This window comes from Fructilactobacillus sp. X2R6C1 (assembly GCF_059901295.1).
This window is the reverse complement of sequence record NZ_JBWXUZ010000060.1, coordinates 1-251: the sequence shown is the minus strand read 5'-3', so window position 1 is coordinate 251 and position 251 is coordinate 1. Positions and strand designations below refer to the sequence as shown.

Annotated in this window: 1 protein-coding gene; it reads right to left on the bottom strand. The window is 67.3% G+C overall.

Features of this window, described 5'->3' with window-relative positions:
* The coding region (locus tag AC6UDF_RS07355) for a recombinase family protein (protein WP_500724233.1) at positions 1–251 on the bottom strand (251 nt) is incomplete at both ends.

Here is a 251-nt window from a genome sequence, read left to right as displayed (position 1 = left end):
CCGTTACGCTCTCGAACGCGACGCCGCGTTGTGCCAACTCGTTCACCGTGGCGATCAGGTCGGGCAACGATCGGCCGAGCCGATCGAGCCGCCACACCACCAGCGTATCGCCGGCACGCAGCGCCTTCAGTGCGTTCGCCAGTTCAGGCCGGGCGGCCGACTTACCGGACGCATGTTCGGAATAGATCGGCTCACACCCGCGCGCCTGGAGAACGTCAAGCTGGGGCGCCAAGTCCTGGTCGGCCGTGGAC